Origin of the sequence: Actinospongiicola halichondriae (assembly GCF_049103745.1) — a bacterium.
GTDB classification, from domain to species: Bacteria; Actinomycetota; Acidimicrobiia; order Acidimicrobiales; family Salinilacustritrichaceae; genus Salinilacustrithrix; species Salinilacustrithrix halichondriae.
The window spans coordinates 24,356-50,406 of the sequence record NZ_CP171622.1 but is presented as its reverse complement, the minus strand read 5'-3'; the positions used below and the strand labels follow the sequence as shown (position 1 = coordinate 50,406).

27 protein-coding genes are annotated in these 26,051 nt (G+C 69.2%); 13 read left to right on the top strand and 14 right to left on the bottom strand.

The window, feature by feature from the left end; translation table 11 throughout:
- Positions 1 to 134 precede the first annotated feature (134 nt).
- The 3 genes from AB8619_RS00250 to AB8619_RS00240 are packed head-to-tail and all read left to right on the top strand — an operon-like array spanning position 135 to position 1,680.
- On the top strand, positions 135 to 563 hold the full coding sequence (locus tag AB8619_RS00250) for a hypothetical protein (protein ID WP_436794474.1): 429 nt from the start codon (positions 135 to 137) through the stop codon (positions 561 to 563).
- Between the two features lie 18 nt (positions 564 to 581).
- Positions 582 to 1,016 (top strand): thiol-disulfide oxidoreductase DCC family protein, encoded by a 435-nt coding sequence (locus AB8619_RS00245; protein WP_436794473.1) that lies wholly within the window; start codon positions 582 to 584, stop codon positions 1,014 to 1,016.
- A 16-nt stretch (positions 1,017 to 1,032) separates the two neighbouring features.
- A complete protein-coding gene (locus AB8619_RS00240; protein WP_436794472.1) occupies positions 1,033 to 1,680 on the top strand; it encodes a TetR/AcrR family transcriptional regulator in 648 nt (215 codons plus the stop codon).
- A 105-nt stretch (positions 1,681 to 1,785) separates the two neighbouring features.
- Here AB8619_RS00240 and AB8619_RS00235 read toward each other — a convergent pair whose 3' ends face one another.
- Positions 1,786 to 2,157: a hypothetical protein gene (locus AB8619_RS00235; RefSeq protein WP_436794471.1), complete on the bottom strand. Its 372-nt coding sequence runs from the start codon at positions 2,155 to 2,157 to the stop codon at positions 1,786 to 1,788.
- Positions 2,158 to 2,263: 106 nt separating this feature from the next.
- A complete protein-coding gene (locus AB8619_RS00230; RefSeq protein ID WP_436794470.1) occupies positions 2,264 to 3,304 on the bottom strand; it encodes an acyl-CoA desaturase in 1,041 nt (346 codons plus the stop codon).
- Positions 3,305 to 3,382: 78 nt separating this feature from the next.
- Here AB8619_RS00230 and AB8619_RS00225 point away from each other — a divergent pair, with 78 nt between their 5' ends.
- Both AB8619_RS00225 and AB8619_RS00220 read left to right on the top strand, forming a co-directional pair.
- Positions 3,383 to 4,459 carry an NAD(P)H-dependent flavin oxidoreductase gene (locus AB8619_RS00225; RefSeq protein WP_436794469.1) on the top strand — a complete coding sequence of 359 codons (1,077 nt, stop codon included), beginning with the start codon at positions 3,383 to 3,385 and terminating at the stop codon, positions 4,457 to 4,459.
- Positions 4,456 to 5,436: a ketopantoate reductase family protein gene (locus AB8619_RS00220; protein ID WP_436794468.1), complete on the top strand. Its 981-nt coding sequence runs from the start codon at positions 4,456 to 4,458 to the stop codon at positions 5,434 to 5,436. The genes AB8619_RS00225 and AB8619_RS00220 overlap by 4 nt, the downstream gene beginning before the upstream one ends.
- 23 nt (positions 5,437 to 5,459) lie before the next feature.
- On the opposite strand, the gene AB8619_RS00215 is transcribed toward AB8619_RS00220, so the two are convergent.
- The 5 genes from AB8619_RS00215 to AB8619_RS00195 all read right to left on the bottom strand — a co-directional run bounded on the left by AB8619_RS00215 (position 5,460) and on the right by AB8619_RS00195 (position 11,780).
- Entirely contained in the window at positions 5,460 to 6,434 is a 975-nt protein-coding gene (locus AB8619_RS00215) for a phosphotransferase family protein (protein ID WP_436794467.1), read from the bottom strand.
- An 85-nt stretch (positions 6,435 to 6,519) separates the two neighbouring features.
- Positions 6,520 to 9,066 carry an ABC transporter permease gene (locus tag AB8619_RS00210; RefSeq protein WP_436794466.1) on the bottom strand — a complete coding sequence of 849 codons (2,547 nt, stop codon included), beginning with the start codon at positions 9,064 to 9,066 and terminating at the stop codon, positions 6,520 to 6,522.
- A 5-nt stretch (positions 9,067 to 9,071) separates the two neighbouring features.
- Positions 9,072 to 9,836, bottom strand: a complete 765-nt coding sequence (locus AB8619_RS00205; protein ID WP_436794465.1) for an ABC transporter ATP-binding protein — start codon at positions 9,834 to 9,836, stop codon at positions 9,072 to 9,074.
- A 103-nt stretch (positions 9,837 to 9,939) separates the two neighbouring features.
- Positions 9,940 to 10,599 carry a response regulator gene (locus AB8619_RS00200; protein WP_436794464.1) on the bottom strand — a complete coding sequence of 220 codons (660 nt, stop codon included), beginning with the start codon at positions 10,597 to 10,599 and terminating at the stop codon, positions 9,940 to 9,942.
- A complete protein-coding gene (locus AB8619_RS00195; protein WP_436794463.1) occupies positions 10,596 to 11,780 on the bottom strand; it encodes a sensor histidine kinase in 1,185 nt (394 codons plus the stop codon). Before AB8619_RS00195 ends, AB8619_RS00200 begins: the two co-directional genes overlap by 4 nt.
- 77 nt (positions 11,781 to 11,857) lie before the next feature.
- On the opposite strand from AB8619_RS00195, the gene AB8619_RS00190 reads away from it, so the two are divergent.
- The 3 genes from AB8619_RS00190 (at position 11,858) to AB8619_RS00180 (ending at position 14,907) form a co-directional block, all read left to right on the top strand.
- Positions 11,858 to 12,637 (top strand): class I SAM-dependent methyltransferase, encoded by a 780-nt coding sequence (locus AB8619_RS00190; protein ID WP_436794462.1) that lies wholly within the window; start codon positions 11,858 to 11,860, stop codon positions 12,635 to 12,637.
- Positions 12,638 to 12,701: 64 nt separating this feature from the next.
- Entirely contained in the window at positions 12,702 to 13,865 is a 1,164-nt protein-coding gene (locus AB8619_RS00185; protein WP_436794461.1) for an acyl-CoA dehydrogenase family protein, read from the top strand.
- A gap of 124 nt (positions 13,866 to 13,989) precedes the next feature.
- Positions 13,990 to 14,907, top strand: coding sequence for an acyl-CoA dehydrogenase family protein (locus tag AB8619_RS00180; RefSeq protein ID WP_436794460.1), 918 nt, complete (start codon positions 13,990 to 13,992; stop codon positions 14,905 to 14,907).
- A gap of 130 nt (positions 14,908 to 15,037) precedes the next feature.
- On the opposite strand, the gene AB8619_RS00175 is transcribed toward AB8619_RS00180, so the two are convergent.
- Genes AB8619_RS00175 through AB8619_RS00165 form a run of 3 tightly spaced genes read right to left on the bottom strand, consistent with a single transcriptional unit; the run spans position 15,038 to position 17,045 of the window.
- Entirely contained in the window at positions 15,038 to 15,673 is a 636-nt protein-coding gene (locus AB8619_RS00175) for a hypothetical protein (protein WP_436794459.1), read from the bottom strand.
- On the bottom strand, positions 15,670 to 16,524 hold the full coding sequence (locus AB8619_RS00170; RefSeq protein WP_436794458.1) for an MFS transporter permease: 855 nt from the start codon (positions 16,522 to 16,524) through the stop codon (positions 15,670 to 15,672). Before AB8619_RS00170 ends, AB8619_RS00175 begins: the two co-directional genes overlap by 4 nt.
- The gene (locus tag AB8619_RS00165; protein ID WP_436794457.1) at positions 16,521 to 17,045 is read right to left on the bottom strand and encodes a hypothetical protein; all 525 of its coding nucleotides are present in this window, start codon (positions 17,043 to 17,045) and stop codon (positions 16,521 to 16,523) included. Before AB8619_RS00165 ends, AB8619_RS00170 begins: the two co-directional genes overlap by 4 nt.
- A 29-nt stretch (positions 17,046 to 17,074) precedes the next feature.
- Between AB8619_RS00165 and AB8619_RS00160 the strand changes: the two genes are divergently transcribed.
- Positions 17,075 to 18,229 (top strand): acetyl-CoA C-acetyltransferase, encoded by a 1,155-nt coding sequence (locus AB8619_RS00160; RefSeq protein ID WP_436794456.1) that lies wholly within the window; start codon positions 17,075 to 17,077, stop codon positions 18,227 to 18,229.
- A 135-nt stretch (positions 18,230 to 18,364) separates the two neighbouring features.
- Here AB8619_RS00160 and AB8619_RS00155 read toward each other — a convergent pair whose 3' ends face one another.
- Positions 18,365 to 19,075: a hypothetical protein gene (locus tag AB8619_RS00155; RefSeq protein WP_436794455.1), complete on the bottom strand. Its 711-nt coding sequence runs from the start codon at positions 19,073 to 19,075 to the stop codon at positions 18,365 to 18,367.
- An 11-nt stretch (positions 19,076 to 19,086) separates the two neighbouring features.
- Here AB8619_RS00155 and AB8619_RS00150 point away from each other — a divergent pair, with 11 nt between their 5' ends.
- Genes AB8619_RS00150 through argJ form a run of 4 tightly spaced genes read left to right on the top strand, consistent with a single transcriptional unit; the run spans position 19,087 to position 23,409 of the window.
- Complete coding sequence (locus tag AB8619_RS00150) at positions 19,087 to 19,587, top strand: hypothetical protein (protein WP_436794454.1); 501 nt, start codon at positions 19,087 to 19,089, stop codon at positions 19,585 to 19,587.
- Positions 19,584 to 21,272: a hypothetical protein gene (locus AB8619_RS00145; protein WP_436794453.1), complete on the top strand. Its 1,689-nt coding sequence runs from the start codon at positions 19,584 to 19,586 to the stop codon at positions 21,270 to 21,272. Before AB8619_RS00150 ends, AB8619_RS00145 begins: the two co-directional genes overlap by 4 nt.
- 55 nt (positions 21,273 to 21,327) lie before the next feature.
- Positions 21,328 to 22,239 (top strand): SDR family oxidoreductase, encoded by a 912-nt coding sequence (locus AB8619_RS00140; protein ID WP_436794452.1) that lies wholly within the window; start codon positions 21,328 to 21,330, stop codon positions 22,237 to 22,239.
- A gap of 21 nt (positions 22,240 to 22,260) precedes the next feature.
- The gene (gene argJ / locus AB8619_RS00135; RefSeq protein WP_436794451.1) at positions 22,261 to 23,409 is read left to right on the top strand and encodes a bifunctional glutamate N-acetyltransferase/amino-acid acetyltransferase ArgJ; all 1,149 of its coding nucleotides are present in this window, start codon (positions 22,261 to 22,263) and stop codon (positions 23,407 to 23,409) included.
- Positions 23,410 to 23,415: 6 nt separating this feature from the next.
- Here the strand turns inward: argJ and AB8619_RS00130 are convergent, their stop codons facing one another.
- Genes AB8619_RS00130 through AB8619_RS00120 form a run of 3 tightly spaced genes read right to left on the bottom strand, consistent with a single transcriptional unit; the run spans position 23,416 to position 25,978 of the window.
- The gene (locus tag AB8619_RS00130; RefSeq protein WP_436794450.1) at positions 23,416 to 24,549 is read right to left on the bottom strand and encodes a serine hydrolase domain-containing protein; all 1,134 of its coding nucleotides are present in this window, start codon (positions 24,547 to 24,549) and stop codon (positions 23,416 to 23,418) included.
- 16 nt (positions 24,550 to 24,565) lie between these two features.
- Positions 24,566 to 25,234, bottom strand: a complete 669-nt coding sequence (gene trhA, locus AB8619_RS00125) for a PAQR family membrane homeostasis protein TrhA (RefSeq protein ID WP_436796418.1) — start codon at positions 25,232 to 25,234, stop codon at positions 24,566 to 24,568.
- 48 nt (positions 25,235 to 25,282) lie between these two features.
- Positions 25,283 to 25,978, bottom strand: a complete 696-nt coding sequence (locus tag AB8619_RS00120) for a M23 family metallopeptidase (protein WP_436794449.1) — start codon at positions 25,976 to 25,978, stop codon at positions 25,283 to 25,285.
- Between the last annotated feature and the right edge of the window lie 73 nt (positions 25,979 to 26,051).

The window sequence follows — 26,051 nt, the reverse complement described above, 5'->3', positions numbered from 1 at the left end:
CGGCGCGCCAAGGGCCGAAGGGCCCGGCCGACGGGACCAAGGTCCGTGACCGACGTCACTTGACTTTGAGCGGTCGCTCAATCATTCTTTGAGCAAGTGCTCAATACGAATGACCAAACACAAAGGAGCGTGCAATGGGTGATCCGATGGTGGGCGTGTACCTCGTCTACAGCGCAGTGGCCGTGGGGCTCGTGGTGTGGCTGGCCCGAACCCTGTTCAACAACGGCGCCGTGTTCCTCGAGGACGTCTTCGACGACGCCCGACTCGCCGCCGCGGTCAACCGCCTGCTGGTGACCGGCTTCTACATGGCGAACCTCGGGTACGCAGCGGTGCTGCTCCGGGCGGACGAGGTGGACGGCGCCGTCGAGGCCCTCGAGGTCCTGGCCAACAAGCTCGGCGTCCTGTTGCTGACGCTCGCGGCCGTGCACTTCGCCAACCTCTACGTCTTCTACCGAGTCCGTCGCCGGGCCACGGCAGCCCACATGCCGCCGCCGGTCGCGCCGCAGGTCTTCGTCCCCCCGCCCCCGCCGCCGGCCGATGCCGAGTGGCAGCCGGTGGGCTGACCGCAGATGCTCGTCTCGATGACCACCGAGGGCCGGGTGGCTGCCGCTGCGCAGTCGCCCGGCGGGCTGTTGGTGCTCTACGACGCCGACTGCCCGATCTGCGTCCGTTGCCGTCACTGGCTCGAGACGCAGCCGACCCACGTCCCGTTGTCGTTCCTCGCCACCGACTCGCCGCAGGCGACCGAGCGGTTCGGCCCACACCTTCCCTGGCTCGGAAAGGAGTTGGTGGTCGTCAGCGACCGCGGCGAGGCATGGATCGGGCCGGCGGCATTCCTCATGGCGTTGTGGGCGACGGTGGAGTATCGGCTGTGGTCGTACCGACTCTCGGGACCCACGCTCGCGCCCATGGCCGGACGGTTCTTCGAGCAGTTCTCGAAGCGGCGTGGCGACCTGGCCCGGTTCGTCCGCCAGCCCGAGTGCACCGACGACCACTGCCGACATGTGTTCGGCTGATCGTTAGGTTCACGAGATGGCACGCACCGGCGCCAAGGGCACCAACAAGGGATCGTCGAGCGACGACACCAAGGCCCGCATCATCGCTGCCGCCCGCGAGAGCCTCCGGATGGACGGGATGATGGGGGCCAGCGCCCGTGCGATCGCTCGCCGTGGAGACTTCAACCAGGCGCTGATCTTCTACCACTTCGGTTCGCTCAACGATCTGTTCATCGCCGCCCTCGATCAGCTCTCGATCGAGCGCACCGACCGCTACGCGGACCGGCTCGCCGGCGTCGACTCGCTGGCGGACATCGTCGGGATCGCCGGCGAACTCCACCTCGAGGAGCTCGAGGACGGCCACATCGCGATCCTCGCCCAGTTGCTGGCCAGCGTCGCGACCGAGCCCGACCTCAAGGCCCCGCTCCGCGAGCGCTTCCAGCCGTGGGCCGACACCGTCGAGGCCGCCCTGGTCGAAGCGCTCGGCGACTCGCCCTACGTGGCGGTCGTGCCCACCGCCGACCTCGCCTATCTCATCGTGTCGGTCTTCATCGGGCTCGAGCTCATGCTGGGCTTGGAGGACGACGCCGCCGGACGCGACAAGCAGCTCTTCACCACGCTCACGGCGCTGGCTCGCATCCTCGAGGCGATGCTGTCGATGATGCCGAAGCCACCGACACCCTGACTCCCCGCGGCCGATCGCCTGGATCCAGCATCCGTCGAGCGCCACGTTGTCGCCACTTCCTGGTCGACGACGCGATCATCGTCGCCGGATCGAGCGCTCCGAGAGTCAGCCCGAGCGCAGCGTCAGGGACTCCCAGAAGGTCCACGCGAAGCCGGAACCAGGGTCGAGTTCGACCCCGATGATCGTGCCCTCGACGAGATCGCCGACGGTCACCCCGGTGGCCATGCCGCTGGCCGTCGGTCCGCACCACTCCGGCGGCGGCCTGTCGGGATCCTCTGGCTCGCCTTCGACGCAAAGGTTCGGCTCCGTGCTCGTCACCGTGCCGAAGACCGCTCGCCTCGCGGCAGTTGGATCAGGCGTGTCGTCCCGGGCGATGACCATCCACGCGACCACGACGGCGACGACGACGAGTCCCTCGACGACGAGGACCCCCACCGAGCCGAAGAGGGCGCCCTTCCGGAACGACGACGGAGCCACGACCGAAGTGTGCCCGATCGGCATCCCTCGCTGTCGCTACGACACTGCACGGACCGACCTGCCCCCGTCAGGTCGGACTCCGGGCACCCGGGAGACGGACGGGCGACTACCCGGCGTCGGGAGCGACCCGCCGGCGCGCATTGCGTGCGGCGAGCTTGGCGGTCTCGATCGACCCGTGGAGCGCGGCCTCGACCTCGTCGAGTCCGTCGTGGAGACCGTCCTGGAGTCCGGCGGCGAGCTTCTTCGAGCGGGCGGTGACACCGCCGGCCTTGAGCACGTGCGAGCGCAGGATGCCGACGTCGAGCGCGCCTTCCTTCACCCGCGGACCGGCGAGCACCTTCTCGTTGGGCACCCGTAGGTCACGCACGACGCCGAACCACGACAACACCCGGAGCGAGTAGTAGGTCGGGTCGAACTCCCACCAGAAGAAGCCGTTGCGGGCCGCCGGCGGGTAGTGGTGATGGTTGTTGTGCCATCCCTCGCCACCGGTGATCAGGGCCACGAAGACCGAGTTCCGCGACGTGTCGCCGGTGGCGTAGCGGCGTCGGCCCATGATGTGCGCCAGCGAGTTGACGCAGAACGTGGCGTGCCACAACAGCACGGTCGACAGGAGGAATCCGACGACCACACCACGGAGCCCGTCGACCAGGAACGCCGTCACGCCGAACGTCCACGGCGCGATCCAGTCGTGCTTGTTCAAGAACCGCAACTCGGGGAACTTGGCGAAGTCGTCGATCGCGTCCCAGTCGGTCGGGCTCCAACGCTCGGTGACGATCCACCCGATGTGCGACTGGTAGATGCCCTTGAGCGGCGTGTGTGGGTCCTTCTCGGTCTCGGTGTAGCGGTGGTGCCCCCGGTGATGGGACGCCCACCACAGGACGCCCTTCTGGGCCGCTGCGCCGCCGACGAACGCGAGCACGAACTGCAAGGCACGGTTCGTCTTGTAGGCGCGGTGCGCGAAGTAGCGGTGGAACCCCGCGGTGATCCCCCACATACGGACGACGTAGAAGACGACACAGAGGATCAGCGACGTGCGACTGACGCCGGTGAACAGGATCAGCAACGGCGAGAAGTTCAACAGCAGGAAGGCCAACGACGGCATCCAGCGGGGGCGTTCGTCAGTGGAGAGTTCGATGCCGGCGCTCATGGAATCGCCAGCCTACCGACCGGTCGGTAGGACTGCGCGGTCGGGGCAGCCGACGACAGGGTCCTAGGATCTGACACCGTGTCAGATCTTCTCCACACCCGCGCCTGCGACGTCTTCGGCATCGACGTACCCATCGTCCAGACCGGGATGGGATGGGTGTCCGGCGCACGACTGACCGCAGCGACGTCGTCCGCTGGCGGCCTCGGCATCCTCGCCGCCGTCACCATGACCCCGACCCAGTTGGAAGACGCCGTTCGCTCGGTGCGCGAGAAGACCGACAAGCCCTTCGGCGTGAACTTCCGCGCCGACCAGCCCGATCTCGTCGAGCGCCTGGCCTTCGTGACCGCCAACGGTGCGTCGGTCGTCAGCTTCGCCGGCGCTCCGACCAAGGAGGCGATCGCCCGCTGCCACGACGCAGGGGTGCTCGTGATGCCCACCGTCGGCGCCAAGCGGCACGCCGAGAAGATGCTCGAGTGGGGCGTCGACGCGGTCATCGCGCAGGGCGGCGAAGGTGGCGGCCACACCGGCCCGGTCCCGACGTCGCTCCTCCTCCCCGCGGTCTGTGACGCCGTGGCCGACGACATCCCGGTCTTCGGTGCGGGCGGATTCCACTCCGGGCGGGGCCTCGTCGCCGCGCTCGCCTACGGCGCCGACGGCATCGCCATGGGCACTCGGTTCCTCCTGACGGAGGAGTCCCGGGTGCCGAGCCAGACCAAGGTCCGTTACCTCGCAGCGTCGGTGACCGACACCGTCGTCACCACCGCCATCGACGGCGCACCCCAACGAGTCATCCGCACCGACGTCGTCGACGAGATCGAGAAGGCCTCGCCGTTCACCCGGTTCCCCAAGGCGGCGCTCGCTGCTCTGCGTTTCCGGTCCGAGACCGGCACGTCGCTGCGCGACCTCGTCAAGGAGGGCTTGGCGATGCGCAAGCACCAGGACCTCACCCTCAGCCAGCTCGCACTCGCGGCGAATGCACCCATGCTGATCAAGGCCTCGATGGTCGACGGCAAGCCCGACGTCGGCATCCTCCCCACCGGACAGGTCACCGGTGTGATCGACGCACTGCCCACCGTCGCCGACGTCATCGGCGAGATCATCAGCGAAGCCCAGGCGACCCTTTCCCGACTGACAGGCGACAGACTGGGGGGATGACCACCCCGCCACGGTTCATCGTCTTCGGCGCCGGAGCGATCGGTGGCGTGGTCGGCGCGCGGCTCGCACAGTCGGGCCACGACGTCGCGCTGGTCGCACGAGGGGACCACCGCGATGCGATCGAACACAACGGGCTCCGCATCGACGACCCCGATGCCTCGGCCACGGTCCGGGTGCCGGTCACCGACGACGTCGCCACACTCTCGCCCACGGCCGACGACGTGGTGCTCGTCGCGGTCAAGGGCCAACACACCCCCGACGCCATCGAGGCGCTCGCGCCGTTCGCTCCCGACCTCCCCATCGTGTGCCTCCAGAACGGCGTCGCGAACGAGGCCGCATTCCTACGGGTGTTCCGCGACGTCTACGCCGCGCCGGTGATGCTGCCTGCGACTCATCTGGTGCCCGGCGTCGTCGAAGCCAGCTCGGCGCCGACGACGGGCATCCTCGACATCGGCCGCTACCCCAGCGGTTCCGACGACGTGGCCGAGACCATCTCGAGCGCCCTCCGAACCTCGACCTTCGAATCCGTGGTGCGCGACGACATCATGCGGTGGAAGTGGCGCAAGCTCCTCATGAACCTCGGCAACGTCGTCGACGCGGCATGCGGGCGGGCCCATGGCAACGGCGTCGTGCTCGAGGCGATGTGGGCCGAGGCCGACCGCGTCCTCGAGGCGTGTGGTGTCGACGTCGCCTCGGCCGAGGAGGACCAGGAGCGGCGAGGCGACCACATCTCCGTGCGGCCAGTGGGCGACGCCGAACGCGGCGGCGGATCGTCGTGGCAGAGCCTCGCCCGGGGCAGCGGCTCGATCGAGACCGATCTCTTCAACGGCGAGATCGTCCTCCTGGGCCGACTCCACGGCATTGCCACGCCGGTGAACGAGGCGCTCCAGCGTGTTGGCCGACAGCTGGCGACAAGCGGAGCCGCGCCTGGTTCGATGTCGCCCGAGCAGCTCGCCGCCGAGGTCCTTCCGGCCTGACTCCGCCGCGTTCGGCGACTGGCTCAGTTGCCGGCGAGTCGTCCGATCGCCGAGTCGACGAACGCGTGCTGTTCAGCCCGCATGGTGTCCGCGGTGATGTCGGGACGTCCGTGGTCTGCCATGTCGCTCGCCCACAGCGACAGCGCTCCGGCGGGACGGAGCGAGACGACGAGCTCCCAGATCGCGAGCGTGTCGGTCGACCGTCCCGTCCGCGCCAGGTAGCTGTCGGTGAACGCGTCCGATGCGTCGGCGCCGAACACCCATCGCAGGTCGAGGCGCGTGGTCGCGACGTCGGCCATGGGGTCGCCGATCGCTGCCGACTCCCAGTCGATGACCGCAGCGATGTCGCCGTCGTTCCAGACGACGTTCCCCGGGAAGAAGTCGGCATGCAACAGACACTCCTCGGACGGCGGCGGTGGCCAGCGAGGTTCGAGGTGCTCGCGGATCAGATCCTCTCGCAGCGAGGGGTCGGGTGGCCGACGACTCAGGTCGGTGAGGATCCATCCCTCCATCCGGTCGACGTGCTTCGGCAGCGACGGAGCCGACGTGAGCCCCACGGCGTGGACGCCGGCGAGCACCTCGCCCATGCGACGAGCGAGGGGCAGCGGGTCGTCGGCAGCGAAGCGTGTCGACCCGGCGACGAAGTCGAGGACGACGAAGTCCTGGGGGACGATCTGGTGGGAGTCGTCGAAGTGACGAGGCGTCGCGACCGGGACGCCGGCTCGGTCGAGATGACGCAGCAACGCGAACTCGGTGCCGAACGGGAGGGTGTGGCGGTCGGAGTCCGGACGACGACCACGGCGCACGACCAACCGGTGACTGGATCCGTCCGGGCGATCGACGTCGACCGTCGTCATCCACGACGACAGGCCGCCGACGATGTCTGCCGTGGATCGCACCGTCGACGCGGGCTCGACCTCGGCCACGATCGCAGTGATCTGCTCGACGCCGAGCGTGGGAGCGATCGTCCGGTCGGCCCCTTCCTCGTCGATCGTCATCGGTCCTCATCATGGTCGTCATGGACGCGGACGTGGCGCCCGGATCGAACCGGGCGCCACGTGTCTGCCGGGGAGGGCGGCAGAGTCAAGCGGAAGCGATCGCTTCCAGGACGTCGAGCCGAGCGGCCCGACGTGCGGGGAGGATGGCGGCCCCGACACCGGCCATGGCGGCGATCACCACCATGACGGCGAGCTGACCGCCGGGGACCACGAACGTGCTGATGCCCTCGGACTCCAGCGCCTCGACCATCACCCAGCCGAACCCCACGCCGATGACCAGCCCGAGGGTGGTCCCCAGCAGGGAGATGATCACCGACTCCCAGCGCACGGTCGCCCGCAGCTGGGCCCGGGTCATTCCCACGGCCCGGAGGAGGCCGAGCTCCCGGGTCCGCTCGAAGATCGAGAGGGCCAGGGTGTTGGCGATGCCGAGCAGCGCGATGATCACGGCCAGAGCGAGCAGGACGTAGATGAGGTTGAGGATCGTGTCGATCTCCGCCCCCTTCGAGTCCTTGAACGCATCCCGGTCCTGCACCTCGGCCAGAGGGTTCGACGCCACGGCGGCCTCGACGGCAGCCGTACCGGCATCGATGTCCACACCGTCGGCCAGATCCATGAACACCATCTGGTCGAACTGGTCGGCGACGTTGGCTTCCATCACCGCGTTGGCCACGCCGTACGGCCCGATGACGTCGTGGTCGCCGTAGGTGGCCACGATCGTCAACTCCTGGACGCCGGTCTCGGCGAAGCGCACGGGGACGGTGTCGCCCAGTTCCCAGCCGTGGTCGGACGCCTCGTCAGCCTGCACGGCGATCTCGCTGCTGCCGAGCTCGGCGAACGATCCCTGCTCGACATCGAGGTCGAACAGTTGGTCCATGGTCTGTGGGTCGAACCCGACGAGCATGGCGCCCGAACCGTCGATCTCCGCCGGCACGTTGCGGAGGTTCCCCACTGCGTCGACTTCCGGAAGTGCCGCGATGGATGCGGCCAGATCAGGGTTGAACCCGCCGTCGGCCCAGAAGCCCGAGTCGATCACCAGGTCACCGACGAACGCGTTGTCGACGGTGTCGGCGATCGAGGCCTTGACCGACGACGCCAGGATGGTGATGAAGCCGACGAGGGCGACACCGATCATCAACGCCGCGGCCGTGGCCGATGTGCGCTTGGGGTTCCGCATCGCATTCTCGCGAGCCAGGGTCCCGCTGACTCCCCGGAGACGGGGCAAGGGCGATCCCAACAACCGGCTCAGCGGCCGGGCCACGATCGGACCGAGCACCGCGACGCCGAGGAACACCAGCATCACGCCGAGGCCGACGGCGGCGATCGCCGAGTCACCCCCGGAGAAGAGGCCGTTGGCGATGGACGCCGCGCCCAGCACCGTGACCACCGAACCGATGACCGCCCGGCTGCGACTGCTGCCGGAACTGTCGACGGCGACGTCGCGCATGGCGGCGATCGGGGCCACGTTCGCCGCCCGACGAGCGGGGAAGAACGCCGAGACGACGCTCACACCGAGACCCGCGATCATCGACGTGATGACGGTGCCGGAGGTGATGACGATGTCGCCGGCCGGGACATCGATTCCCATGCCGTCGAGCAGCGCCTTGAGACCGGCCGCAACACCGATGCCTGCGGCGAGGCCGACGACCGAGGCGATGGCGCCGACGACGACGGCCTCGAACAGCACCGAGGCGAGCACCTGTCGACGACTCGCGCCGATCGCTCGCAGCAGCGCCATGTCACGGCTGCGCTGGGCCACGAGGATCGAGAACGAGTTGTAGATGATGAACGAGCCGACGAAGAGGGCGATCAGGGCGAAGGTCAACAGGAACGTGTTGAAGAAGCCCAGTCCTTCCTTGATGTCGGCCTGGTCCTCGGCGGTGATCTCGGCGCCGGTGAGGACCTCGACCTCGTCGGGGACCACTTCCGCGATGCGCTCGACCACCTGCTCGTCGCTCACCCCGTCGGCGGCGACCACCTTGATGGCGTCCACCTTGCCGGGTGCGGTGAGTGCATCTTGCGCAGCGTCGAGCGTGAAGAGGGTGTAGCTGGCTCCCCCGGGGCTGTCGGCGCCGCCGAAGGTGGCGATGCCGACGATCTCGACGGGCTGCTCCCCGGCTTGGGTGATGACCGTCGTCCGGTCCCCGACTGCGAAGTCGGCCGCCTTCGCGCTGCCCTGATCGATGACGACCTCGCCGGCTGCTTCGGGTGCCCGCCCGGAGGCCAGCTCGAAGGGATTGAGGGAATCGTCGGTCAGCCAGTTTCCGCCGAACGTGGGAGCTCCCATGTCGGGGTCGCCCATCGCCCCGCCGTCCTTGTCGACGATCTGGGTGTAGGCCTCGATGCTCGGCTCGGCGACGACGACGCCGTCGACGGAGCGGATGGTGTCGGCGAGCGACGAGTCGAGCCGAGCGCGCTGGGCACCGAAGTCGGCGTTGTCGAAGGCGGCCTCGCCGCGGACGTAGGCGTCGGTACCGGAGTTCACGTCGGCGAAGAGACCGTCGAACGTGGCTCCGATGGTGTCGGTGAGCACCAGCGTGCCGGCCATGAAGGCCACGCCGAGGAGTACTGCGATGCTGGTGGTCAGGAGCCGCAACTTGCGTGCCGCCAGATCCTTGATTGTCGTGCGGAACATCGAGATCACTCTCCGAAGTGCTTCATGCGGTCGAGCACCCGGTCGGGCGTCGGCTCGGACATCTCGTCGACGATCTGGCCGTCGGCGAGGAACAGGACCCGGTCGGCGTAGGACGCCGCCACGGGGTCATGGGTGACCATCACGATCGTCTGACCGAGCTCGCGCACGGCCTGACGCATGAAGGCCAGGATCTCGGCACCCGAGCGGGAGTCGAGGTTGCCGGTGGGCTCGTCGCCGAAGATGATCTCCGGCCGACTCGCCAGCGCACGGGCCACGGCCACACGCTGCTGCTGCCCACCGGACAGCTCACTGGGCCGGTGCCCCAGTCGGTCGCCGAGACCCACGGTGCGGACGACCAGGTCGAGCCACTCCGGGTCCGGCGTCCGGCCGGCGAGGGCCAGCGGAAGCGTGATGTTCTCGATGGCGGTGAGCGTCGGCACCAGGTTGAACGCCTGGAAGATGAAGCCGATCTTCTCTCGCCGCAGCAGCGTGAGCCGCTTGTCGTTGAGCGTGGTCAGGTCGACGTCGCCGATCCAGACCGAACCGCTGGTCAGTCCGTCGAGGCCGGCGACGCTGTGCATCAGCGTGCTCTTGCCCGAGCCGGACGGGCCCATGATGGCGGTGAACTCACCGGCGTAGAAGTCGACGGAGACATCGGCGAGCGCGGTCACCGCGGTGTCGCCGGCGCCGTAGCGCTTGGTCGCCTGATGCGCAGCCGCGGCGACGGTACGGACGGCGACGGGGGTTGGGGGGAAGGTCGTGTTGGTCATGGATCGACCGTACGAATCCCCGATCCTGCTGCCATCGGGCCGGAGGACGAACCGACATCCTCCTGGAGGATGACTCCGCTGGAGCGGCCGTCATCCCTACGGGCTAGTGACCCGGTCGCACCAACCCGGACTCGTACGCCAGGACCACGGCCTGGACCCGGTCGCGGAGGTGGAGCTTCATCAGGATCCGGCCGACGTGGGTCTTGACCGTCGTCTCACCGAGGATCAGTTCGTCGGCGATCTCGCGGTTGGAAAGGCCCTTCGCCATGTGGGTCAGGACCTCCATCTCGCGGTCGGTCAGACCCGACAGGTCGACACCGCCGTCGTCCGGCGACGGACCCTGGCTGGCGAACTCCTCGATGACCCGCTTGGTGATCGACGGTGCGAGCAGCGCCTCGCCGGCCGCCACCACGCGCACCGCATCCACGAGGTCCTCGGCTGGCGTGTCCTTGAGAAGGAAGCCGCTGGCCCCGGCATGGAGCGCGGCGAACACGTACTCGTCGAGATCGAACGTGGTGAGGATGAGGACCCGAGGCGCGTCCTCGGTCGACGTGACCTGCGCGGTCGCTTCGACACCGTCGAGACGAGGCATCCGGATGTCCATGAGGATCACGTCCGGGCGGGCGCGAGCGGCCAGTTCGACCGCCTCGATGCCGTCCTCGGCCTCGCCGACCACGTCGATGTCGGGCTCGGCATCGAGGATCATGCGGAATCCAGCCCGCACCAGTGCCTGGTCGTCCACGACGAGGACCCGGATGCTCATGGCGTGACGGGCTCCTGCGTCGGCAACGTGGCCCGGACCTCGAAGCCTCCGCCGGGGCGAGGACCGATCTTCAGTTCGCCGTCGAAGACGTCGACCCGTTCTTGCATGCCGACGAGTCCATGGCCGTCGCCAGGGTCTCCCGTGACGCCGCGGCCGTCGTCGACGACGGAGATCTCCACGCCCTCGTCGCGGTAGCGGACCACGATCTCGACCGTCGCCGATGGCCCGGCGTGCTTCAGCGAGTTGGTGAGGGCCTCCTGCACGATGCGGTAGGCGGACAGCTCGACGCCGGCGGGGAGCTGCTCCTCGTCGCCTTCGATGACGAGGTCGACCGGGAGGCCGGCGTCCACGAACTGCTCCACGAGGCCACGGAGCCCGGACAGGGACGGCTGGGGCACGAGCGCGACGGGAGCGTCGTCGTCACGGAGCATGCCGAGGAGCCGTCGCATCTCGTTCAATGCGTCACGGCCGGTGGTCTCGATGGTCTCGAACACCTGCAGCGCCCGCTCGGGATCCGGGCCGATGACCCGGCGTCCGGCGCCGGCCTGCACCACCATCACGCTCACGCTGTGGGCCACGACGTCGTGCAGCTCACGAGCGATGCGGTTCCGTTCGTCGATGACCGCTCGTTCGGCCTCGGCTGCTCGGGTCTCCTCGGCGACCCGGGCTCGCTCACGCAACGACTCGACGTAGGCGCGTCGGGTCTGGAGGTTGTCCCCGATGACCCAGACGGTGATGAAGATGAAGGCGTTGCTGGCGATGACGTTGAGGTCGACGTGCCAGCGCGCTGCGGACAGGACGATCGCTACTCCGGACAGGGTGAACGCAAGGCCGAGGCGCGAGGGAACGCGTCGACAGTGCGCCCCGACGGTGTAGAGGGCGACCAGGACGCCCACGGTGAGCGCTGGCGACGGGAAGGCGAGGACCTCGTAGACCACCGCAGCGACGCCGACGACGAGCAGGACCCGCATCGGCGACCGGCGCCGCCAGACCAGCGGTACCGACGAGGCGGCCATCAACAGCGGCGCCAGCAGATTGACGTCGCGGTAGACCACCCCGGGCTCGTCCGGCGCGTACCAGGGCGAGGGGATCATCAACGCCGCGACGATGGTGGCGAGGATGACATCGGCCGCGACCGGGTGCGCTTTCAGCCACTCGATCGGGTGCGGACGGGAGGGCATCGCCGTCACGGTATGGCGGCGGAGTGAACCGTGTCGTCCTCCTGCAGGATGACCTGCGACAGGCGTACCGTTTCGCCGTGGACGCCTCCGACCTCTCCGAACACGCCTCGCTCAACCGTGACCACTGGAACGCCATGGCCGACGAGTGGGTCGCATCCGGCGAGGATTCGTGGGCCCGCTCGACCCCGAAGTGGGGGGCGTGGGAGCTACCCGACGAAGGGATCGCGCTGCTCCCCGACGACATGGCCGGCATGCGTGCGATCGAGCTCGGCTGCGGCACGGGCTACGTGTCGGCGTGGATGGCGCGCCGCGGTGCGGAGGTCGTGGGCATCGACGTGTCCGAGGGCCAACTCGCCACCGCACGTCGACTGGCTGCCGAACACGGCGTCGACCTCACCCTCCATCACGGCTCGGCCGAGACGGTGCCCGAACCCGACGCGTCGTTCGACTTCGCGTTCAGCGAGTACGGCGCCGCGCTGTGGTGCGATCCGTACGTGTGGATCCCCGAGGCGGCTCGCCTGTTGAAGCCAGGCGGTCGCTTGGCGTTCCTCACCAACCATCCCATGCTCCAACTCTGCTACCCGCCCGACGGCGACATCGCCGACGAGCGACTCCACCGGCCGTACTTCGGACTCCACCGCCTCGACTGGAGCGATGTCGAGGTCGATCCCGGTGGCGTCGAGTTCAACCTGCCGATCTCCGCGTGGATGTCCCTGTTCGACGACGCCGGCTTCCGCGTCGACGAGTTCCTCGAACTGCAGGTCCCCGACGAGATCGACGACGACCGCTACTCCATGACGTCGGCATGGGCGAAGCAGTGGCCGAGCGAGATGGCCTGGAAGCTCACCCGACGCTGACCGCGGCTGCGGCCGGCTGGTCCCGATTTTCCCGGAGATCTGACACCGCGTCAGAATCGCCGACGTGGACCTGCGCTGGACCGACGATCAAGAGGCGTTCCGGGCCGAGGCGCGGGGCTGGCTCGAGGCCAACGTCCCCCATGGGATCGGCTCCGGCGACACCGAGGACGGCTTCGCCCGTCACCTCGAGTGGGAACGGAAGTTGTTCGCCGACCGCTGGGCGGTCGTGTCGTGGCCCGAGGCGTACGGCGGCCGCGACGCCTCGATCTGGGAGTGGCTGATCTTCGAGGAGGAGTACTACCGGGCGGGCGGGCCACAGCGCGTCACCCAGAACGGCATCTTCCTCCTCGCCCCCACGGTGTTCGCCTTCGGGAACCAGGAACAGCAGGACCACGTCCTCCCCCGCATGGCCGCCGCCAAGGACCTGTGGTCGCAGGGTTGGTCGGAGCCGAACGCCGGTAGCGACCTCGCGTCGGTCCGCTCGAAGGCCGAGCGCGTCGACGGCGGGTGGCTGCTCAACGGCCAGAAGACGTGGACGACTCGAGGCGCGTTCTGCACCCACCTGTTCGGCCTGTTCCGCACCGATCCCGAGTCGGAGCGCCACAAGGGCCTGAGCTATCTCATGGTCCCCTTCGACATCGACGGCGTGACCGTGCGCGGCTTCGGGCGCCTCGACGGCGACGAAGGATTCGCCGAGGTCTTCTTCGAGGACGCCTTTCTCCCCGACGACTGTCTCCCCGGCGGCCCGGTGCTCGGCGACGTCGACAACGGGTGGCGTGTCGCGATGGCCACGACGGGCTCCGAGCGTGGGCTCACCCTCCGCTCGCCGGGACGGTTCAAGGCCACGGCGCAGCGGTTGATCGACCTGTGGAACGAGACGCCGGAGTCGCGTCGCCGTGAGGTCGTGCGGGATCGTCTCGTCGACGCGTGGATGCGAGCCGAGGCCTACGACGCCTTCACTCTCCAGACCGTCACCGGCATCGACGACGGCGTCGAACCCGGTGCCGAGTCGAGCCTGAACAAGATCTGGTGGTCGGAACTCAACGTCGAACTCCACCGTGTGGCGCTCGACCTGCTCGGCCCCGATGCCGAACTCGAGGACGGTCCCGCCGGCAGTTGGTCCAAGGGCTGGCAGTTCTCGCTCTCGGGCCCGATCTACGCCGGTACCAACGAGATCCAGCGCAACATCGCCGCCGAGCGCGTCCTCGGCCTCCCGCGGGTGAAGTGATGGCCGACGAGCAACACGACCAGGAGAAGCGACCCGTGACCTTCGCCGAGCGAGTGAGCATGCGTCGGCGCGAGCGACCCGAGTGCAACCGGTCCGGCCACTCGTGCGACGGGTGGTGCCAGCGATGAGGTTCACACTGGGCGAGGACCGAGTCGACTTCGCTGCGGCCGTGCGCAAGGCGTTGGCCGACGGCTGTCCGCCGGCCGTGGTCCGTGCTGCGTGGGACGGCGAACTCAACCCGGCCATCTGGTCGACGCTCGTCGAGATGGGCACCACCGATCCCGACCTCGACTGGGTGACCCGCGTCGCCGTGGCCGAGGAGGTCGGCCGAGCCGCGCTCCCCCACCCGTGGGTCGAGAGTGCGTTCGTGTGCGGGCCGGCCGCCGGCGCCGCGTGCTTCGGCTCGACCGATGCGGGGACCGCTCCGTACGTCCCCGCCGGCGCCGACGTGGACGTCGTCCTGCTCGTCACCGACGATGGCTGTGCGCTGCACGAGCAGTCCGGGATCGAGACGTCGCCGGTCGCGACGGTCGACGGCTCCCGACGCCTCGTCGAGGTCACCTCCCGGACGTCCGGGACCACGGTCGACCCGGGCGTCGATCCCTTCCTCGCCGGTGCGCTCGGGACCGCCGGCGTCCTCGTCGGCCTCGGCCAGCACCTGGTCGACGCGACCGTCGCGTACGTGAGCGAGCGACACCAGTTCGGTCAGCCCGTCGGTGGCTTCCAGGCGGTGAAGCACCATCTGGCCAACGCAGCCAAGGACGTGGCGTTCGCCCGCCCCATGGTCCACCGGGCGGCACACGGCCTCGACACCGACGACCCCGGTGCGGCCCGCGACGTCTCCACCGCCAAGGCCCTCGCCTCCGACGCAGCCACCCTGGCGGCCGAGGTCGCGCTCCAGTGCCACGGCGCCATCGGCTACACCGTCGAGTACGACCTGCATCTCTGGCTCAAGCGGGTCTGGGCGTTGTCACGGGCCTGGGGCGACGCCAGCCACCACCGTGCGCTCGTCGCCGAGTCGCTCGGCCTCACCGCTCGCTGACCCCGCCAGCAGGAGACGTGCCGTTGTTTCGTGGGTCAGGGCCGTTCCCGGTCAACTCGCGTTGCGCCACGTAGGCGCCACTTGTGGCGGTTCGTTCTCCGGTTGTCGCTCTGACACTGCACGCCGCGAGTCAGCGGGAACGGAGCTCGGCGTCGACCAGGCGGGCGAACGACTCCATCGCCGTGAGCGAGATCGGTTCGAAGCCGAGGGCGAAGACGAGTGATGTGACCCCGTCGACGCGCACCAGCGCCGACCCGGCGAACACAACCTGCGCGCCGTCTGCGACCCGTGACGTCGTGAAGAACCCAGCATCGTCGGGCAGCACCACGATCTGGATCTGATCGACGGTCTGGGTCGACTCGGCGCTCGTCTGCGACTCGTACGGACCGCACGGTTCGGCGATGTCGGCGAGCTGCGCGGCGACGAACGCATCGACCTCCGGTCCCTCGGCGACGACCTGGACGATCGACAGACCATCGCCGGTGAAGCTCCGGCCTGCGGTTCCCTGCGTCGGTGGGGGCGGTGACTCCCCGCCGCACGGGCCGCGAGGATCCGGGTTCTCGAGCACCTGCACGTCGCCGAGTTCCTGGGCGACGACGCCCTCGAAACCGGCGATCGATCCGACCGACTCCGCCGGCAACACGAAGTCGGTCAGTCCGCCGTCGGCCTCGACCTCGGACGTCGTCGGAGCGTCGGCGGAGCCGTCGTCAGCGCATCCGGCGGCCATCACGCCGAACACGAGCAGCAGCGCGACGAGCCGCCTCATGCGGCCACCGCGACCCGACGCTCCGCTCGCCACCGCGGATGCAGTCGTTCGAGCGGCAGGAACGCCGTGATGCAGATGGTGTGCGGGAGGAAGTGAATGCCCACCGACAAGTACGTGAAGAGGTGGAGCAGCACGATTCCGACCAGCACAGCCGAGCGGATCCGCCCCACTCGACGGAGCGCGAGCACCGCGAGGAACTCGAAGGCGATGAACGCCGCCTGTCCCGCCCGCAACAGGCCGGGGCGCTCGACGAACCAGTCGCCGAACGAACTGCCACGGCGGACGATGGCCCGGGCGAACACTGCGCTCGAGATCCAGTCCAAGCCCGAACGTCGGAGCTTGGCGATCGCCGACAGCGGATAGGCGAGGACGAACACGACCTGCACGGTCCGCAGTCCCCATCCCGCCAGACGGTCGGCGCCGTGACCGAAGCCGGGGACGACCGCGAGGACGAAGAGCGCCACGATGATGGTGAGCCGATCGTGGTCGACCTTGGCGAACGAGAACGCCCAGAGGATCCACGTCAGGTACGAACCGGCGACCACGAGGTTGACGAACCGGCGCCACGCCAGCGAGCCGAGGCCGACGATCGCCAGCACGGCCGAGACACCGAGCACCCACTGCAGCGCGGTCATCGTGCCGGGGTCGGGTGCGGGCAGCCGCAGCAGTCGACCGATCGCGACGGGTTGATAGAACTCCTCGGGCGCGTAGGCGTGCTGCGCCACCCATCGATCGGTGCGGAACACCGTGAAGAGCACGACCACGTGGAGGATCCGGGAGAACACGGCGACGCGTTCGACCGGCACGGCAGCGAACCAGTACTCGTCCCACCATCGGCGGACAGCGTTCATCGGCGATAGCCCGGCGTCGGCTCGTCGAGCGGGAGGTCGACTTCGACGCGGAGCCCGTCGAAGTCATCCGACGCCCAGTCGCCGATCACCGTGAACGTCTCCCCGTCCGGCGCCGGACGCCCGTCGACCATGGCGATGCGACGAACGACGACCTGGAGGTGCACGAGATCGGGGTCCCGGCGTTCGTTGTAGACGCGAGCCAGGGCCTCCATGTTCTCGTCCGGGACACGGCGGTTGGGGTGGGTCTGGCCTTCGAGCTCGGCCCGGCGCAGACCCACGGCCTTCCACCCGACCCGGATCTGCTCACCGTTCTCGAGCTCACCCTCGAGTCGGAGGTCGCGCACGACGGTGTTCGGCCGGTTGCCGTAGCTGAACATCCGGAACGGCGCGATCGGGAAGGCGTCGTCGGTCCACCACAGACTGCCGGCGATGGTCGCCAGGGCCAGCGCCAGGGTGCAGAACGGGAGGAGCCACCATCTACGCTGTTCTGACGCACCGTCAGATCGCGCCGGCGCTTCCACGAGGCCGAGCGTATTGGAGAGGACCCACCATGGCCGAGGCGTACATCGTCGACGCAGTTCGCACCCCAGTCGGCCGAGGCAAGGCCAACGGCCAACTCGCCGGCGTCCACCCCGCCGATCTCGGCGCCGCCAGCATCAGCGCGGTCATCGATCGCACCGGCATCGACCCGGCTGCCGTCGACGACGTCGTCTTCGGCAACACCGACTCGGTCGGGCCCCATGCCGGCGACATCGCCCGTACCTGCTGGCTCGCCGCGGGCATGCCCGAACACGTCCCCGGGGTCAGCATCGACCGCCAGTGCGGCTCGGCACAGCAGGCCGTCCACTTCGCGGCCCAGGCCGTGATGTCGGGGACGATGGACCTCGTGGTCGCCGGTGGCGTCCAGTCGATGAGCGCCGTCCCGATCTCGTCGGCCATGACGCTCGCCGAACCCCTCGGCTTCCCCGACCCGTTCTCCACGTCGGAGGGCTGGGTCAAGCGCTACGGCGACCAGGAGGTCAGCCAGTTCCGCGCCGCCGAGATGATCGCCGAGAAGTGGGACATCAGCCGCGACGACATGGAGGCGTTCGCCGTCGAGTCACACGAGCGTGCGCTCCGGGCCCAGGCAGAGGGTCGCTTCGAGGCCGAGATCGTTCCCTGCTTCGGCGCCACCGTCGACGAGGGACCTCGCGAGCCGAACCTCGAGAAGATCCGGTCGCTCCCGCTGCTCACCGAAGGTGGCCGGGTCACCGCCGCCGTCGCGTCACAGACGAGTGATGCGTCGGCCTCGCTCCTCATCGCCAACGAACAGGCGGTGAAGGACCACAACCTCACCCCTCGCGCCCGCATCCACCACATGACCGTCCTCGCCGACGACCCGATCTACATGCTCACCGCGCCGATCCCGGCCACGAAGCGGGCCCTCGAGCGCACCGGTCTGTCGGCGTCGGACATCGACCTCGTGGAGATCAACGAGGCGTTCGCACCCGTCGTCCTTGCATGGCTCAAGGACACCGACTTCACGCCGGAGCAGACCAACGTCAACGGCGGCGCCATCGCCCTCGGCCATCCCCTCGGTGCCACCGGCGCCAAGTTGATGACCACGCTGCTCCACGAACTCGAGCGAACCGGCGGCCGCTACGGCCTCCAGACGATGTGTGAGGGCGGCGGCCAGGCCAACGTCACCATCATCGAACGCCTCTGACGTTCCGCCCCGCCCCGCCCCTCGCCCCAAATTCTGCTTCTGGGTGCGCGAACGGGACGTCAGGAGTACCGATCGCGCACCCAGAACGAGTTCTTCGGGGCACGAGACGGCGTGTCGGGGTCAGGTGGTGTCGGGTCAGGTGAAGGCGAACCAGGTGGCCTTGGCGGCGGCCAGGATCGTGCCGTCGGCGTCAGCGAGGGCGGTGCCGGCGAGCATCTTGCGACCATCGACCCCGATCTGCCAGCCCGTGACCACGAGGTCGGTCTCGACCGGGACCGGGGCGAACTGTTCGAAGATGATCCGACCGAGCAGTCCCGCCCGCGTGCCGTCGGCGATGTAGGCCATCGCTCCCGGGCAGTCGAGCGCGGCGAGCACCCACTGGCGGTCGACCACGCCGTCGGCATCGGCCTGATCGGCACGGGGACGCCACACGGCAGCCACCTGGTCGACGCCGTCGACCGTGACCGGCCCGACGGCGATCTCGAGCCCCTCGTCGTCGTCGCGAGCGAGCCCGCAGCCGAAGCAGATCGGATGCACGCCCCGCTCGTCCCAGTGAGACGGCGATCCCGCCTCGGCGGCACGAGCTTCGTCGATCGACGGTGGCGTCGGGACCGACAGGTCCAGGTCACCAGGCGTCGCCTCGACCAGGAGTTCGTCGCCGTGACGGAGTTCGAGCCGGTCGCCGCCGCAGTCGACGATCTCGAGTTCGACGCCGACAGGGGTCGGCTGGCGGAGGGTGATCTGGGCGGCACCGTCGATCTCGCGGGCCAGCAGTCCCCCCACATAGCCGCCGTGCCCCATGGACGGAGGTCCGACGCAGTTCTCCGGGACGACGACGCTCGACATGGCGGGACACCGTGGCACTCGGGGACGACCAGATGCCAGACGAGCCGTCGTCGCCCGTCCCCGACCGCATCGGTCATCATGCGATCGTGCCCACCGCCCGATCACCGCTCCCGCGACTCGCCGTGGCGTCGACGATCGGGGCCGTCGTCACCACCCTCACGACGTTCCTGCCGTGGGCCACGTCGGGCGCCCGCACGCGATCGAGCTACGAGGTCGTCGACGTGGCGGTTCGCGCCGGCGTGCTCTCCGAGGCGAACGAGGCGCTCTCCGTGCTCTGGTACGTCGTCCCCGTGCTGTGCGGGCTGGTTCTCGTCGCCGCCGCCCTGCGCTCCGTCGTTCTCGTCTCGGTGACCGCGGGTACAATCGGGGCCATCGCGGTCGCCGGCGGATGGCTGGTGGCGAGGTCGCCGTTGGGTGTGGAGCCCGGCCTGATCCTCGCCGTCGGGGTCGGTGCCGCCACAGCCGGAACGGGCATCGGCACCCTGATCACGACCAAGAGGCGGACCACGTGAGCGACCAGTTCGGACCCACCGGCGAAGACGACCCCATCGGGGCCGTTCCGCCGCCTCCCCCACCGCCCCAGCAGCCGATCGAGTCGATCCTCACGCTCGAGAGCGAGTCCGAGGTGACCTCGTCGTCCGGCTTCGGCGGTCGAGCAGTGGCCGGCATCGTCGGGGTCCTCCTCCTCGTCGGCGGCACGGTCTTCGCCGTCACCCAGCTCGGATCTTCTGGCCCCGGCTCGGCCGAGGAAGCCGTGGCCGACCTCATCGACGCCGCGAGCGACGAGGACATGCTCGGCATGATGGCCGCCCTCGATCCGGGCGAGCGCGACGCCCTCCGTGGGCCGGTCGAGGACATGTTCGGCGAACTCGAGCGCCTCGAGGTGCTCGACGACTCGTTCGACCTCGCCGGAGTCAACGGTCTCGACCTCGAGTTCGCCGACGTCACCTACCGCACCGAACCCGTGCGGGAAGGCTTGGCACGCGTCTACCTGACCGGCGGAACCGTGACGACGAGCATCGACTCCGATCAGCTCCCCATCGGCGACTTCATCTCCGACACCGTCGAACGCTTCGGCGGGGAGATCGGCGGATTCCGCGACTCGACCTCCTCCGAGATCAACGACGAGGACGTGTTCCTGGTCGCCCGCGACGGCGGCGATGGCTGGCGCGTGAGCATCGGCTACACGGTGGCCGAGGTCGCTCGTCTCGAAGCCGGTCAACCGCTCCCGACGGCACCGATCGAGCCGGTCGGCGCCGACTCGCCCGAGGCCGCGGTGCAGGGGATGGTCGACGCCCTCGCCGACCTCGACCTCCGCGATGCCGTGGCTCGCCTGTCGCCCAACGAGTTCGCAGCGCTCCAGGACTACGCCGACCTCTTCCTCGCCGAGGCGCAGGCCGAGGCCGACGCCATGAGCGAGGACTTCGAGCTCACCATCGACGACCTGGAGCTCCGTTCCGACACGTCGGGCGACACCGCGACGGTCTTCGTCGACTCCGGGGCGCTGACGTTCTCCGCCGACGGCGAGGAGTTCTCCGCGTCGTTCGACGACGAGTGCTTCACCATCGAGGGTGACATCGACGGATTCGAGGACTCGCCCTTCGCCGACGGCCCCGTGTGCGCCGACGACCTCGAAGACCTGAGCAACGAGATGTTCGGCGGCGGATTCGACTTCGGCCTCGGCGACGAGATGGACGCCGACCCCATCGAGTTCCCGGAGATCGACACGCCCGAGATCGGCATCACGACGCAACGCGTCGACGGCAAGTGGTTCGTCGCTCCCGTGGCGACCGGACTCGACGCGACGGTGAGCGGCCTCGAGGTCCTCGAGCGGAGCCATCTCGACGCCATCGTCGACATGGTCGAGCAGCTCTTCCTCGGCTTCGAGCAGTCGTTCGAGGACGGCTTCAGCGACTTCGAGGAGTTCGAGGACTTCGGCGAGCCGATCGACGGCGAGACCTTCCCGACCACGACCTACGTCCCGGGAACGCAGGGCGGGTTCATCGACGAGGAGGCGTTGAACGAGTTCCTGCTCGCCTTCACCGGCGATCAGGAGACCGCGGCGTGCATGCGTGCCGAGCTCACGCTCGTCGACCCGTGGATCGTCGCCGAACTCGTCGACTCGTACACCTTCGACTACGAGCCGAGCCCCGAGGCCCAGGACGCCTTCTTCGCCGCCGGCGACGTCTGTTTCTGATCCGCTCCGCGGCTGACTTTCTGACGCCGCGTCAGATCCTGCCAGACTCCCTCACATGACAGGCATCTGTGACGGACGGGTCGTGATCGTGACCGGGGCTGGCCGCGGCATCGGCCGCAGCCACGCGCTGGAGTTCGCCCGCCAGGGCGCCAAGGTCGTGGTCAACGACCTCGGCGTGCAGCTCGACGGGACCGACGAGCGCGGGACCAGCGATGCTGCCGCCGACGTCGTGGCCGAGATCGAGGCCATGGGCGGGCAGGCCGTCGCCAACGGCGACGACGTCGCCGACTGGGCCGGCGCCGAGCGCATGGTCCAGACGGCGATCGAGACCTTCGGTTCGATCGACACCGTGGTGAACAACGCCGGCTTCGTACGCGACCGGATGTTCGCCAACGCCACCGAGGACGAGTGGGACGCCGTCGTCCGCGTCCACCTCAAGGGCCACTTCTGCGTGTCCCGGATGGCCGCGGCATGGTGGCGGTCCGAGGCCAAGGAAGGACGCGAGACGAAGGGACGGATCGTCAACACATCGTCGGGTGCCGGCCTGCTCGGGTCGATCGGCCAGGCGGCCTACTCGGCAGCGAAGGCCGGCATCGTCGGGCTCACCCTCGTGCAGTCGGCCGAGCTCGGCCGCTACGGCGCCGTCGCCAACGCCATCGCCCCCGTCGCCCGCACCCGTATGACCGAGGACGTCTTCGCCGACGACATGGCGGCCCCCGACTCGGGCTTCGACGCCAAGTCCCCGGACAACGTCGCTCCCCTCGTGGTGTGGCTCGGATCGGATCAGGCATCGGTGACGGGACGGGTGTTCGAGATCGACGGTGGCCAACTGACGCTGATGGACGGCTTCCGCCACGGCCCGATGCTCGACAAGGGCGATCGCTGGGACCCGGCCGAGCTCGGCGCCGTGATCGACGACCTCACCGGCGAGATCGACCCGCCGGAACCGGTGTACGGCGCGTCCTGACGGGCTGACAGACTCCCCGCCGTGATCGCACTCCCTCGCGGCTTCCGGGCGCACGTCGCCAACATCGGCATCAAGGACGACACCGATGACTTCGCGGTCATCGCTGCCGACGTCCCCTGCGCGGCCAGCGCGGTGTTCACGAAGTCCCGCTTCGCCGGGCCGAGCGTGACGATCTCTCGTGAGCACGTCGCCGACGGCTCGCTGCGTGCGATCGCGGTCGTCTCGAAGAACGCGAACGTCGCCACGGGTGCTGCCGGACACGCCGACGCGGTCGAACTGGCCGAGGGCGTGGCCAAGGCCGTCGGTTGCCTCCCGTCCGAGGTGCTCATCGCGTCGACCGGCGTGATCGGCCGGCGCTACCCCATGGATCGGGTGCGAGACCATCTCTCGTCCATGCCTGCGCCCGACGGCACCGACGCCGGCGCCGTGGCCACGGCCATCATGACCACGGACACCCACCCGAAGTCGGCGACGGCCGCGGTCGGCGACATCTCCATCGTCGGCATCGCCAAGGGCGTCGGCATGATCGAACCCGACATGGCCACGATGCTCGCCTTCGTGCTGACCGACGCCGCCGTGCCGCAGGCGGAACTCGACCAGCGCTTCCGTGCCGTGGTCGACCGCACCTTCAACTGCGTCTCGGTCGACACCGACACCTCGACGTCCGACACCGCAGCGTTGCTCGCCTCGGGCGAGGCCGGCGCCGTCGACGGCGACGAGTTCGAGGCTGCGCTCGAAGCGGTGTGTCTCGACCTGACCCGTCAACTGGCCAGCGACGGCGAGGGCGCCGAGACGCTGATCGTCGTGACGGTCGACGGCGCCAGGGACGATGCCCAGGCGAAGCGCGTGGCGAAGACGATCGTGAACTCTCCGCTCGTCAAGACCGCCGTGCACGGCGCCGACCCCAACTGGGGCCGCATCGCCATGGCCATCGGCAAGTGCAGCGACGACACCGACATCGATCAGGAACGCGTCGTCATCCGGATCGGCGACCAGGAGCTCTACCCGGCCCCCGCCGACGACGCCGCGCTGGCCGAACTCGAGCAGTACCTCGCCGGCGACGAGGTGCTCATCCACGTGAGCCTCGAAATCGACGCAGGCGCGGCGACGGTCTACGGCTGCGACCTCACCGACGGCTACGTCCGCATCAACGCCGACTACACGACCTGACCACCGTCAGGGAGTGACGATCTCGGCCGCGATGCTGCTGAGGGCGACGCCTCGCTTGGCCTGCCGGATGGGGTTCGCGTCGATGCCGTTGGTCAGGTAGACGAACGAGAGCCCGGAGTCGGGGTCGGCCCACACGATCTGGCCGCCGGCACCGTTGTGCCCGAACCGACGGGGCGAACCGGTCTTGCCGAACCCGCGGTACGAGGCCTTGCCGTCGTCGCCGGCCGTGCACAGCCCGAGCGTCCGCCGGATCGGGACGCCCGTCATGGGGTCGGGGAACGTGTTGCGGACGTTGGTGGTCACGTCGGCCAGGAGGTCGTCGTCCCACACGCCCTTCGGGTTGTGCAGGAGTGCCTGGTAGAAGCGGGCGAAACTCGATGCGTCGGAGATGCCTCCGCCACCCGGGACCCCCAGAGCTCGCACGGCCGGTTCGTTGAAGCCGAGCAGCGCCGCCTCGGTGACCTCGGTGAGCGGCAGCTCACGCACGCCGAAGGCCGCCTCGATCTCGTCGGGCGTGGGCAGGTCGCCGACCGCGACCAACTCGGTGACGTCACCCTGCTCGTCCTCGGGCACACCGACCTGCAGCCGGTCCAACCCGTGAGGATCGAGCACGCGCTCACGTACGACGGCACGGAAGTCGGTGCCGGTCAGGCGCTCGATGATCTCGGCCAGGACCCAGTGGGCGGTGCTGGCGTGGTACTCGAACGCGGTGCCGGGCTCCCAGTTGCACCGCCACGAGCGCATCTTGTCGAGGCGACCTTCGCGGGTCCACCAGGCCGGCGGACCGAGGGGCGCGTGGGGGAAGCCGGAGGTGTGGAGCAGGACCTGCTCGACGGTGATGGTCGGGCCACGCTCCGGCTCGCCGTCGGCCATGAACTCGGGGACGTAGTGGACGACGGGGAGTGAGATGTCGACGAGGCCGTCCTGGATCAGCGTCCAGAAGGTCGAGGCGACCACGGCCTTGGTCGCCGAGAAGACGACGTAGCGGTTGTCGTCGGTGGCATCGCCGAGCGTCTCGCCGGCGATGATCTCCCCGTCGAGCGCCACGGCGTACTGGCACGACGGCAACAGACCGCTGTCGATCTCCCGTCGCGCCCGCGCCGCGAGCTGTTCCAGCTTTTCCCCATCGATGTCGCGCATGGCGACACCGTACGGCTTACGCGCCGACGACGATCCAGACCATGGCGAAGTGACACGCGGCGGCGACCACGGTGAAGGCGTGCCAGACCTCGTGGTAGCCGAAGATCGACGGCCGGGGGTCGGGGTGTTTGCGCATGAGCACCAATGCTCCGAGCAGGTAGGCGACTCCGCCGGTGGCGAGCAGCACGAGCGCGGACATGTCGGTGTTGCGGATGATCGCCGGCAACGCCAGCAGCGCCACCAGCCCCATGACCACGTAGAGGGTGTTGCTCGACTTCGGGAACCGGTGGATCCCGAACGACTTGAGCACGATGCCCGCGACCGCGATCGCGCTGACCCCCGCGAGGAACTGCGCTCCCTGACTCCCGGGGAGGACCAGCAGGCACACCGGCACCCAGGTCCCGGCGATCAGGACGTAGATCATCAGATGGTCGGCCATCTGCATCCGTCGACGGGCCGTGGGCGTCGACGCCACGAGGTGGTAGAGCGCCGATGTCGAGAAGACGAACAGCTGCGCCACGACGTAGATGGCGGCCGCCAGTCGGGCCCGAGGCGACGACGCCGACGCGACCAGCAGTGCGCCCAGCGGGACGATCGCGAACGCACCGGCGGCGTGCAGGAACCCGCGGTACTTCGGCCGGGGCCAGAGATACGACGGGAGGTCGTGTCTCGGCTCAGCAATCATGCCCACGTCGACCATGATGGCCGCTCGACACGGAAGGGACGAACTGCCCTAGGGCAGGAGTGCCGTGGCGTCGGGCTGATCCCAGTCGGTCGCACACCAGTTGAACGCGTAGGGGAACGGGTTCACCGAGCTGGAGCCGGCGGGCTTCACCTCGAAGTGCAGGTGCGGCGAACCGGCGTTGCCGGTCGATCCGACGGTGCCGATCTGCTGGCCGGCGACGACCGGTCCGACGACGTCGAGGCTGGCCAGGTGGGAGCCGAAGAGCTCGTTGCCCTCGGCATCGACGAGGTAGAAGCCGATCCCGCCGAGCGACGAATGGCTCGACCGCACCACACCGTCGACCGGGGCGATGACGGGGGTTCCGTACGGCGCCATCATGTCGACGCCCTTGTGGCGACGGCCGCCGGAGCGGGCGAAGCCCCACGAGTCGACGAACTGGGAGCCCGGGGCGGGACAGAAGACCGGCGGCGGCGGGGGTGGCGTGGCCGCGGTGGCCAGCGTGGCCGCGACGTCGCCGGCTCGGCCCGTGGCCGTGGAGGCGACGTCGAGCAGCGGCAGGAGCACGGCGCCGGTGGGGGCAGCCGGGTCGCTGGCGGTCGGGACGTCCGCATCCGGACCGTCCGACTCCTGGGCGTCCGCCGTGCGAGCACCGCCGAACAGGAGGGCGGAGAACACGAGTGTGAGGAGGAGGGACGCGCCGAGACCCACGCGGGTCGCGACGCGACCGCGACGGGTCGATGGCATGGCGCATTACAGAACCATGACGAACACGTGACGTCAAGGAATCGCCTTGTCATATTTGTCACACGTTCGCGAC

What these genes read in the sequence shown, in the direction of transcription:
- AB8619_RS00140 (WP_436794452.1), top strand. Translation starts at nt 21,328, where the DNA reads ATGACAGGCATCTGTGACGGACGGGTCGTGATCGTGACCGGGGCTGGC.
- AB8619_RS00215 (WP_436794467.1), bottom strand. Translation starts at nt 6,434, where the DNA reads ATGACGATCGACGAGGAAGGGGCCGACCGGACGATCGCTCCCACGCTC.
- AB8619_RS00250 (WP_436794474.1), top strand. Translation starts at nt 135, where the DNA reads ATGGGTGATCCGATGGTGGGCGTGTACCTCGTCTACAGCGCAGTGGCC.
- AB8619_RS00175 (WP_436794459.1), bottom strand. Translation starts at nt 15,673, where the DNA reads ATGAGGCGGCTCGTCGCGCTGCTGCTCGTGTTCGGCGTGATGGCCGCC.
- AB8619_RS00230 (WP_436794470.1), bottom strand. Translation starts at nt 3,304, where the DNA reads ATGAGCGCCGGCATCGAACTCTCCACTGACGAACGCCCCCGCTGGATG.
- AB8619_RS00160 (WP_436794456.1), top strand. Translation starts at nt 17,075, where the DNA reads ATGGCCGAGGCGTACATCGTCGACGCAGTTCGCACCCCAGTCGGCCGA.
- AB8619_RS00210 (WP_436794466.1), bottom strand. Translation starts at nt 9,066, where the DNA reads ATGTTCCGCACGACAATCAAGGATCTGGCGGCACGCAAGTTGCGGCTC.
- AB8619_RS00130 (WP_436794450.1), bottom strand. Translation starts at nt 24,549, where the DNA reads ATGCGCGACATCGATGGGGAAAAGCTGGAACAGCTCGCGGCGCGGGCG.
- AB8619_RS00220 (WP_436794468.1), top strand. Translation starts at nt 4,456, where the DNA reads ATGACCACCCCGCCACGGTTCATCGTCTTCGGCGCCGGAGCGATCGGT.
- AB8619_RS00200 (WP_436794464.1), bottom strand. Translation starts at nt 10,599, where the DNA reads ATGAGCATCCGGGTCCTCGTCGTGGACGACCAGGCACTGGTGCGGGCT.
- AB8619_RS00240 (WP_436794472.1), top strand. Translation starts at nt 1,033, where the DNA reads ATGGCACGCACCGGCGCCAAGGGCACCAACAAGGGATCGTCGAGCGAC.
- trhA (WP_436796418.1), bottom strand. Translation starts at nt 25,234, where the DNA reads ATGATTGCTGAGCCGAGACACGACCTCCCGTCGTATCTCTGGCCCCGG.
- AB8619_RS00205 (WP_436794465.1), bottom strand. Translation starts at nt 9,836, where the DNA reads ATGACCAACACGACCTTCCCCCCAACCCCCGTCGCCGTCCGTACCGTC.
- AB8619_RS00170 (WP_436794458.1), bottom strand. Translation starts at nt 16,524, where the DNA reads ATGAACGCTGTCCGCCGATGGTGGGACGAGTACTGGTTCGCTGCCGTG.
- AB8619_RS00155 (WP_436794455.1), bottom strand. Translation starts at nt 19,075, where the DNA reads ATGTCGAGCGTCGTCGTCCCGGAGAACTGCGTCGGACCTCCGTCCATG.
- AB8619_RS00120 (WP_436794449.1), bottom strand. Translation starts at nt 25,978, where the DNA reads ATGCCATCGACCCGTCGCGGTCGCGTCGCGACCCGCGTGGGTCTCGGC.
- AB8619_RS00195 (WP_436794463.1), bottom strand. Translation starts at nt 11,780, where the DNA reads ATGCCCTCCCGTCCGCACCCGATCGAGTGGCTGAAAGCGCACCCGGTC.
- AB8619_RS00245 (WP_436794473.1), top strand. Translation starts at nt 582, where the DNA reads ATGACCACCGAGGGCCGGGTGGCTGCCGCTGCGCAGTCGCCCGGCGGG.
- AB8619_RS00180 (WP_436794460.1), top strand. Translation starts at nt 13,990, where the DNA reads ATGAGGTTCACACTGGGCGAGGACCGAGTCGACTTCGCTGCGGCCGTG.